Annotated in this window: 7 protein-coding genes; 2 read left to right on the forward strand and 5 right to left on the reverse strand. The window is 72.5% G+C overall.

From position 1 onward, the window contains the following. Positions 1-68 precede the first annotated feature (68 nt). Positions 69-1,007: an alpha/beta hydrolase fold domain-containing protein gene (locus ACIQVL_RS49105; protein ID WP_403441344.1), complete on the forward strand. Its 939-nt coding sequence runs from the start codon at positions 69-71 to the stop codon at positions 1,005-1,007. Positions 1,008-1,273: 266 nt separating this feature from the next. Here the strand turns inward: ACIQVL_RS49105 and ACIQVL_RS49110 are convergent, their stop codons facing one another. The 5 genes from ACIQVL_RS49110 to ACIQVL_RS49130 all read right to left on the reverse strand — a co-directional run bounded on the left by ACIQVL_RS49110 (position 1,274) and on the right by ACIQVL_RS49130 (position 7,715). Next, positions 1,274-2,326 carry an Ldh family oxidoreductase gene (locus ACIQVL_RS49110; RefSeq protein WP_403478966.1) on the reverse strand — a complete coding sequence of 351 codons (1,053 nt, stop codon included), beginning with the start codon at positions 2,324-2,326 and terminating at the stop codon, positions 1,274-1,276. Positions 2,327-2,346: 20 nt separating this feature from the next. Continuing rightward, positions 2,347-4,047, reverse strand: a complete 1,701-nt coding sequence (locus ACIQVL_RS49115; RefSeq protein WP_403478967.1) for a thiamine pyrophosphate-dependent enzyme — start codon at positions 4,045-4,047, stop codon at positions 2,347-2,349. 13 nt (positions 4,048-4,060) lie between these two features. After that, positions 4,061-4,921 (reverse strand): amidohydrolase family protein, encoded by an 861-nt coding sequence (locus ACIQVL_RS49120; RefSeq protein WP_403441335.1) that lies wholly within the window; start codon positions 4,919-4,921, stop codon positions 4,061-4,063. 141 nt (positions 4,922-5,062) lie between these two features. Further along, positions 5,063-6,262, reverse strand: a complete 1,200-nt coding sequence (lhgO, locus tag ACIQVL_RS49125; protein WP_403478968.1) for an L-2-hydroxyglutarate oxidase — start codon at positions 6,260-6,262, stop codon at positions 5,063-5,065. Then, positions 6,255-7,715, reverse strand: coding sequence for an aldehyde dehydrogenase family protein (locus ACIQVL_RS49130; RefSeq protein WP_403441329.1), 1,461 nt, complete (start codon positions 7,713-7,715; stop codon positions 6,255-6,257). The genes lhgO and ACIQVL_RS49130 overlap by 8 nt, the downstream gene beginning before the upstream one ends. Positions 7,716-7,908: 193 nt before the next feature. On the opposite strand from ACIQVL_RS49130, the gene ACIQVL_RS49135 reads away from it, so the two are divergent. Further along, complete coding sequence (locus ACIQVL_RS49135; protein WP_362601412.1) at positions 7,909-8,196, forward strand: antibiotic biosynthesis monooxygenase; 288 nt, start codon at positions 7,909-7,911, stop codon at positions 8,194-8,196. Positions 8,197-8,336: the final 140 nt, after the last annotated feature.

Raw genomic sequence — 8,336 nt, forward strand, 5'->3', positions numbered from 1 at the left:
ATTCCTGATGGTCGATCGGCCCCCACCGGGGGCCGTCCCGTGGTCCAGGCCCCTTCGATCGGAGCCGTATGTCCCTTCTGGCACACCCTACGGCCGCCGCGCTCGCCGCGAAGGCCCTGCAGCGCCTGACCGGTTTCGCGAGCAGGCGCCGGAGCGGCCCGGGCTCCGACGCCGCCTCGCACGCCCGGTTCCCCGAATTCCCGCGCACGGTACGGACGTTGACCATTCCGACGTCCGTCGCCCCGGCCCGCGCCACGGTGTACCTGCCGCCGGCCGCGGTGCCCGCTCCCCCGGTGCACGTCAACTTCCACGGCGGCGGTTTCGTCATGTCGCTGACCGAACTCGACGATCCGCTCTGCCGGTTCCTGGCCGCCGAGGCCGGGGTGGCCGTGGTCAACGTCGACTACGTCGTCGCCCCGCAGCACCGCTTCCCGGCTCCGCCGCGCCAGGCCTACGAGGTGGTCCGCTGGGTCGCCGAGAACGCGGCGGAACAGGGCTGGGACGGCGCCCGGCTCACCGTCGGCGGGCAGAGCGCAGGCGGCGGACTCGCGGCAGCGGCGGCCCGGCAGGCGCTGGCCGAGGGCGGTCCCGCGATCGCCCTCCAGGTCCTGCACTATCCCCCGCTGGACCTGGCGACGGACTTCGCCGACAAGCGCGCCGCCGTCGCCAGGCCGATGCTGCGGCCCTGGATGGCCGACGTGTTCAACTCGGCGTACGTCCCGGAGCCGAAGAGACGTGCCGACCCGCTGCTCTCCCCCGCCCACCCCTCCGACACGGCCGATCTGACGGGGATCGCCCCGGCGCTGGTGATCACGGCCGAGTTCGACGTGCTGCGGGCGGAGGGCGAGCGGTACGCCTCACGGCTGGGGGCGGTGGGGGCGCTGGCGGAGTACCACGACGTGGCGGGGGTGGATCACGGCTACGACGGCAAGGACGACGCGAAGGCGCGGGAGGTGTATGCGCTGATCGCGCGTCATGTGCGGGCGGTGCGGGGAGGGGACGCCTGACAGCTCGGGGTGTGCTGCCGGTGCGCGACCGACCGCTGTCTGCGGCCGGTCGCGCAGTTCCCCGCGCCCCTGACGAGGCACGGACGGACCGTCGCTCACAAGGTCGAGCCGGTCCGCCGAAGGCCGCTTCGGTTCGGCAGCGTTCCGAAGAGGCGTTGGTTCCAAAGGGGTGTTGGTTCCCAAGGGGTGTTGGTTCCCAAGGGGCGTTGGTTCCCAAGGGGCGTTGGTTCCCAAGGGGCGTTGGGGAGGAACCTCCCGCGAAGCGCCTAGCCTTCGAGCCGCGGCACGGACACGCCCAACCGCTCGGCATGCCCGGTCAGTTCGCGCCACACCTTCGCAGCGACCGGGATGCCCTTCGCCCCTCGCTCCCCGGCCACCGCCGCGCTGCGCTCACCGGGGTAGAACACCCCGTCCGCGCCCTCCGCGACCGGCAGGCGCTTCAGCGTGCCCAGGGTGTCGTCGACCGCGGCGACGAAGGCCTCCGGGTCGCCGAAGGCCGCCGGGTCGACGGCGACGAGCAGGGCGTTCTGGCGGTGTTCGCGGTCGCCGGCGTGGAAGGAGGCGAAGATCGGGGCCCCGACCAGGACGCTGGTCAGGAGTTCGAAGGCGAGGGACATGCCGGATCCCTTCGCGCCGCCCAGCGGCAGGGGCATGACCGCCAGTTCCGGGTCGGTCGTCGGGGTGCCGTCCGCCGTCGCGGCCGCGCCCTCCGGCAACGGCGTGCCGCTCGCCTTCGCCTGGCGGATCCTGCCGAGGGCGATGGTGGCGGTGGCCATGTCCAGCAGCAGCGGGGCGTGTTCGCGGGCCGGTACGGCGATGGCGAGGGGGCTGGTGGCGACGGCCGCGCCCTTGACGCCGGTGTAGCCCATGTTGGGCATGCCGGCCACGAACCCGAGCCCGAGCAGGCCCTGTTCGGCGATCCGGGACACGTAGTAGCCGATGGCGCCGGTGTGGACGGTGCGGCGGACGCCGACCGAGGCGATGCCGGTCTCACGGGCCCGTCGTACCGCCTCGTCGGCGGCGGCGGTCAGCGCGACCGGGCCGGGGGCGCGGTCGGCGTCGAGAACGGCGGCGGCCGGGGCCGTCGACTCGGTCGTCATCTGCGGCCGCGCGTTGGCGACGCCCTTGGCGAGCAGGTCCAGGTAGGCGGGGACGCGGGCGGTGCCGTGCGAGTCGACGCCGCGCCGGGCGGCCCAGACGAGCACGTCGGCGGTGGTGCGGGCGTGTTCGGCGCTCAGTCCGCCCTGTTCGAGGAGGGCGGCGCAGAAGGCGCGCAGGTCGTCGGCGGGCACCAGGATCTTGGCGGGGGTGCTGGACATGGTGGCGGTGGGTCTCCTGGCTAGCGGGTGACTAGGACGTCCACGACGGCGGTCGTGCCCTCGGCCACGGCCTTGAGGGCGCGTTCCAGCGCCGGCGCGAGCGCCTCCGACGTGTCGACGGTCTCGGTGTGCATGCCGAACGGCTCGGCGAAGTCGGCGAGCCGGGGCAGCCGGTGCAGATCGGTGCCGAGCCATTCGCCGGTCTCGGCGGCCGCGCCGTCGGGGTAGAAGCGGCGGTGGTTGAGGTTCATCGACTTGTAGACACGGTTGTTGAACACCACGATCAGCAGCGGCAGTTCGTACGCGTTCGAGGCGTCGTACGAGGGGATCACCGGGTTGTAGGTGAAGGCGCCGTCCCCGATGGTGAGGACCACCGGCCGTTCACCTGCGGCGAGTTTGACGCCGAGGGCGACCGCGATGCCCTGGCCGAGTCCGCCCTGGACGTAGAAGTAGGAGTCCGGGTCGGCGGTCTGGACGTGCCGCTTGACGATGCGGCTGTGCGTGATGGTCTCGTCGACGACGATCGCGTCCTGCCCGTGCAGCAGCCGGCGCAGGATGGCGGCGACCAGCACCGGGTCGATGCCCTTGGCCTCGGCCGCCTTCGCCTCGGCCGCCGCGATCGCGGACCGCTCGGCGGCGTGCCGTTCCTCCTGCGCCGTCCGGCGCACCTCGACCGCTCGCTCGTCGAGGTCCCTGGCCCGCTTGGTCAGCTGGCGCAGCGTGTTGGTGACGTTGCCCTCCAGGTACGCGTCGGCGAACAGCACTTGGTAGACGACGTGCGGGCGCTGCGGGACCTCGTCGATGACGACGATCCTCGCCGTGGCGGGGCGGCGGGAGGGCGGGTAGAAAGGGGCGCGGCAGTTGACGAGGAGGATCAGGTCGGCCGTGTCCATCCAGGGGCCGATGTCGCTCCCCGCGTGCAGCGGGTGGGTGCGCGGGAAGTTGCCGCACACCGCCGAGTCCGGCTCCACGACCGGGATGTGCCAGGCCTCGGCGAAGGCGACCAGGGCCTCGAAGCCGCCCGCCTCGCGGCCCGCCGTCTCGGTGACGATCACCGGGTTGGCCGCCTCGCGGATCAGCTGCGCTACCGGGTCGACCTCCTCCGGCGAGCTGTGCGTGGACCCCGGCCGGACGACGGGCTTGGCCTCGCGGCCGTCCCACTCCTCCAGGAGGATCTCCAGGGGGATGTTCAGGTACGCCGGCCCGGCCGGGGCCCGCCAGGCCAGTTCCGCCGCCCGGGTGATCATGGTGGGCAGCGTGTGCACGCTGGCGGCCTCGGTCGACCACTTGGTGAAGGGCTCGGCGACGCCGTGCGGGCCGCCCACGATCGACAGGTTGCGGTACCACTGGCCGCCGGGGTCGTGCCCGGGGGCGTCGCCGTACGTCGTCGACTCGGACGAGGCGACCACCATCGGGACGCCGGCCAGCAGCGCGCCGTGCACCGCCATCGAGCCCTGGAGCAGGCCCGGCGCCGCGTGCAGCAGGACGCCCTGCGGGCGCCGGGCGATCAGCCCGTATCCGGTGGCCATGCCCACGGCGACGGTCTCGTGGGTCAGGTCGAGGTAGCGCGGGGCGGGCTCGCCGTCGCGGTGCCGGCGGGCCAGTGCCTCCCACACCGGGGCCCATTCGGAGCCCGAGGAGCAGAAGACGTGGTCGGCGCCCGCCGCGTTGAAGGCGGAGACGACGGCGTCGCCGCCGTCGGTCCGTGGGGTGTTGGTCATCGCCGGTGGTTCCTCAGCCCTCGATCGGCCAGTTCAGGACCTCGGAGATACCGCGGCCCATGATCCATTCAAGCTCCTCGGGCGTGAAGTCCCAGTGCTTGGTGAACTGCTCGATCGTGTCGGTGTAGGTGATGCCGTGGCCGAGCAGCCGGGTGATGTCCGTGCCGTAGAAGCAGCGCTGCGGGCCCATCCTGTCGACCATCTCGCGCACGTACTTCTGGATGTTGTTGTTCGGGAACGGCTGGGTGGAGTAGCCCGGCAGCGCCGACACCTTGACGTAGATGTTCGGGTGGACGTGCAGGTCGGCGGTCTCCGAGACCCAGTAGCCGATCGCGTCGTCGACGCACCGGGCCATGATGCCCATGTGGTCGATGATGATCTTCAGCTCGGGGTGCCTGGCGGCGATCTCGCCGAGCTCGCGCTTCCAGATCGGGGCGTGGACCATGGTCGGGATGCGCAGTTCCTCGGCGATCGGCCAGTACCAGTCGTTGGTGCCGTCGATCATCCAGTTCCGGTCCTGCGGCCGGTGGAAGGTGAGCCGGGTGCCCTTCACGTGCGGGTTCTGGGCGAAGTCCTCGAGCATGGCCTTGCCCTCTTCGGGCCTGTTCTGCGGGATGCGGGCCATGATGCCGAACCGGTCCGGGTGGGCCTCGCAGGCCTCCAGGGCGTAGTCGATGCGGTCGCCCTCCCACGACGGCGGCAGGATCAGCGCCCGGTTCACGCCGGCCTCGTCCATCAGCTCCAGGGCCTCCTCGTAGGAGAAGGGGTCCTCGCGATGGCCGTTGAGCCGGATCCGCTCCCGGGCGCCGGGCACCCAGGGGCGGTCCGGGGTCTCTTCCTTCCAGATGTGGATCTGCGTGTCGACGACGAACATGGGGCGAGCTCTTTCTCTCGGACGAAGACTTGGGGTGGTGCGGAAGGAACGCTAGGCAAACCGCGGGCTCTTGCGGAGACCCCGGAGCGCAAGCTGTTGTTGCGCGGAAGTGCGCTGTTCGCGGGGCATACGGGCGCTGTTTCAGGCGTCGTCGAAGGCGGCCGCGGTGATGTGCTCGGCGATCGCCATGGAGGCCGTGGCGGCCGGCGACGGGGCGTTGCGGACGGCGGTGATCCGGCCGACCCGGTGGATGCGGAAGTCGTCGACGAGGGTGCCGTCGCGGTCCAGCGCCTGGGCGCGCACACCCGCGCCGCCGCGCACCACGTCGCGGACGCCGACGCCCGGGACGTACAGCCCGGCGTCCTTCATGAAGGCGGCCGTGGAGAAGGAGCCGCGGTACTCCTTGATGCCGGTGCGCCAGTGCCGGGCGGCCATCCGCCAGGCGCCCGGGTAGGCGGCGAGGGCCAGCAGGTCCCGGGGCGAGACCCGGCTGCGCCGGTAGCCCTCCTTGGCGAGGGCGAGGACGGCGTTGGGGCCGACCTCCACCGAGCCGTCGACGCGCGGGGTGAAGTGCACGCCGAGGAAGGGGTAGCGGGGGTCGGGCACCGGGTAGACGAGGCCCCGCACCAGATGGGTGCGGTCCGGCCTGAGCAGCATGTACTCGCCGCGGAAGGGGATGATCCGGGGCTCCGGCTCGTCCTGGGCCAGCCTGGCGACGGAGTCGGACTGGAGGCCGGCGCAGAGGATCAGCCGGTCGACGCGGACCCGGTCCTGTCCGGAGGCGACCTCGATGCCTGCGGGCACGGTGGTGATCGAGGCGACCGGGAAGCCCAGGCGCACCTCGCCGCCGGAGTCGGTGACGTCCTTCGCGAAGGAGCGGGCGACCGCCGGGTAGTCGGTGATCGCCGTGCGCGGTGAGTGCAGGGCCGCGATGCCGCCGACGTGCGGTTCGAGTTCCCTGATCTCCTCGCGCGAGATCCTCCGCAACTCCGGTACGTGGTTGTTCTTCGCCCGCTCGTACAGGTTCTGCATCCGGCCGAGCTCGTCCTCGCGGACCGCCACGACCAGTTTGCCGATCTCGTCGTACGGCAGCCGTCGGTCCTGGCAGTACTCGCGCAGCAGGGACACGCCCCGCACGCACAGGTCGGCCTTGAGGCTGCCGGGCGCGTAGTAGATGCCGGCGTGCACCACGCCGGAGTTGTGGCCGGTCTGGTGCCGGGAGACCTCATGCTCCTTCTCGAAGACCACGACCCGGGTCCCGGGGCGGCGCAGCGCGATCTCCCGGGCCGTGGCCAGGCCCACGATGCCGGCGCCGACGACGCCGACCGTCTCGTCAGCCATGGGCCCGCTCCGGGGCACCGAAGTGGACGGCCACCGTCTTGACGCGCGTGGAGAACCTCAGGACCTCCTCGCCCTGCTCCTTGTAGCCCGTCCCGGAGTCGTGGAAGCCGCCGAACGGCAGATGGACGTCCCAGCCGGTGGTGGTCGTGTTGACCGCGACCTGCCCGCACTCGGCCTCGTCCGCGAACCGGTACGCCGAGCCGAGGTCACGGGTGAACACGGCCGCGGCGAGCCCGTATTCGGAGTCGTTCACGGCTTCCACGGCCGCGGCGAAGTCGTCGACCGCACGGACGGCGAGGACGGGTCCGAAGACCTCCTCCCACCAGATGGCCATCTCCGGGGTGATGCCCGCGAGGACGGTGGGCTCCACATAGCAGCCGTGCGGCCGTGCCGTGTCCGCCCGGCCGCCGGTGAGCACGGTCGCGCCCTGCTCCACCGCCCGGCGCAGGTCGGCGAGGACGCTGTCGCGCTGCTTCGGGCTGGACAGCGGGCACAGGGTGGTGGCCGGGTCGGTGCCGGGGCCGACGGTGAGCGCCCCTGCCGCCGTCACCAGCAGGCCGACGAACTCGTCGTGCACCGGCTGCTCGACGATCACCCGGCTGGTGGCCGTGCAGCGCTGCCCGGCCTGGCCGAAGGCGGCGGCCACGACGGCCTTCGCCGCGGCCGGCAGATCGGCGTCGCGCAGTACCACCGACGCGTTCTTGCCGCCGAGCTCGCCCTGGAAGCGGACGTTGCGGTCGGCAAGGCGGCGCCGGATGCGGTTGCCGACGGCGTTGGAGCCGGTGAAGGTGATGCCGACGATCCGGGGGTCGTCGAGGAGGGCCTCCTCGATCTCGGCGGTCCGGCCGGTGACGACGTTCAGGACCCCGGCGGGCAGGCCCGCGTCGTGCAGGGCGCGCGCGAGGTGCAGTCCCGACAGCGGTGTCTCGGTGGCCGGCTTGAACACGGCCGCGTTGCCGGTGGCGAGCAGCGGGGCGAGCTTGCGGGCCGGGGTGATCAGCGGGTCGTTCCACGGGCTGATCACCAGGATCACGCCGATCGGCTCGCGCTGGGTGTGCGTACGGTGGTCCGGGCGTACGTCGTGCAGGAGGGTGCCGTAGCCCTGGCGGGCGAGGCCGGCGTAGTACTCCAGGAAGTCGGCGGCCTTCATGGTCTCGCCGGTCGCCTCGGCCACGGTCTTGCCGTTCTCGGCGGTGACGTCGGCGGCGATGTCCCCGGCCCGCTCCCGGACCAGGCGGGCCGCCTCGGTCAGGACACGGGCCCGCTCGAAGGGGCTGGTGCGCTTCCAGACGGCGAAGCCGCGCTCGGCGTGGTCGTAGGCCCGGGTGACGTCCTTGGCGGACAGGGCGGGGACCCGGGCGAGGGGGGTGCGGACGTCGGCCGGGTCGTGGACGTCGATCCAGTCGCCGGTCCGCACCCACTCCCCGCCCGAGAGGGTTTCCAGAGTGCGCATGGAGATCACTTCCTTCGTCGTCCGCGGTGCCGGCCGTGCGGGCCGTCTGCGACAACACACCATGTGGGAGGGGGTCCACCAGTCCCGCGGGGGCAGGCATAGATTGCATTGCGCGCGAGCCGTGGGGCGCATGATCCATGCTGGAATCGGGCGGACCGAACACGTTCTGAGACACGTTCCGAGGAGAAGACGGATGGCATACACAGTCGTCGCCCGCTACCGCTGCGCGCCCGCCGACGCTGCCGCGGTGCGCGCCGCGCTGCTGAAGGCGCGGGAGGCCACGCGCACGGAGCCGGCGAACCTGATGTACGACGTGCACGTGGTGGAGGGTGAGCCGGGTGGGTTTCTGCTGTACGAGCGGTACGTGGACCGGGAGGGGTTCGAGGCGCACAAGGCGGCCGAGCACTTCAAGGAGGTCGTCGTGGGGGTGGTGTGGCCGTTGCTCGTGGAGCGCACGGTGACTTTTGCGGAGGTGATCTAGCGTCTGCCGGGCCGGTGCCGGTGGTGAGGGCGCGGGTGGAGTGTGGTTGGGGGGGGGGGGGGCCCCCCCCCCCCCCGGGGGCGGGGGGCCCCCCCCGCCCCCCCCCCCCCCCCCCCCCCCCCCAACCCCCCCCAACCCCC

The organism is Streptomyces sp. NPDC090499 (assembly GCF_044769305.1).
GTDB lineage: Bacteria > Actinomycetota > Actinomycetes > Streptomycetales > Streptomycetaceae > Streptomyces.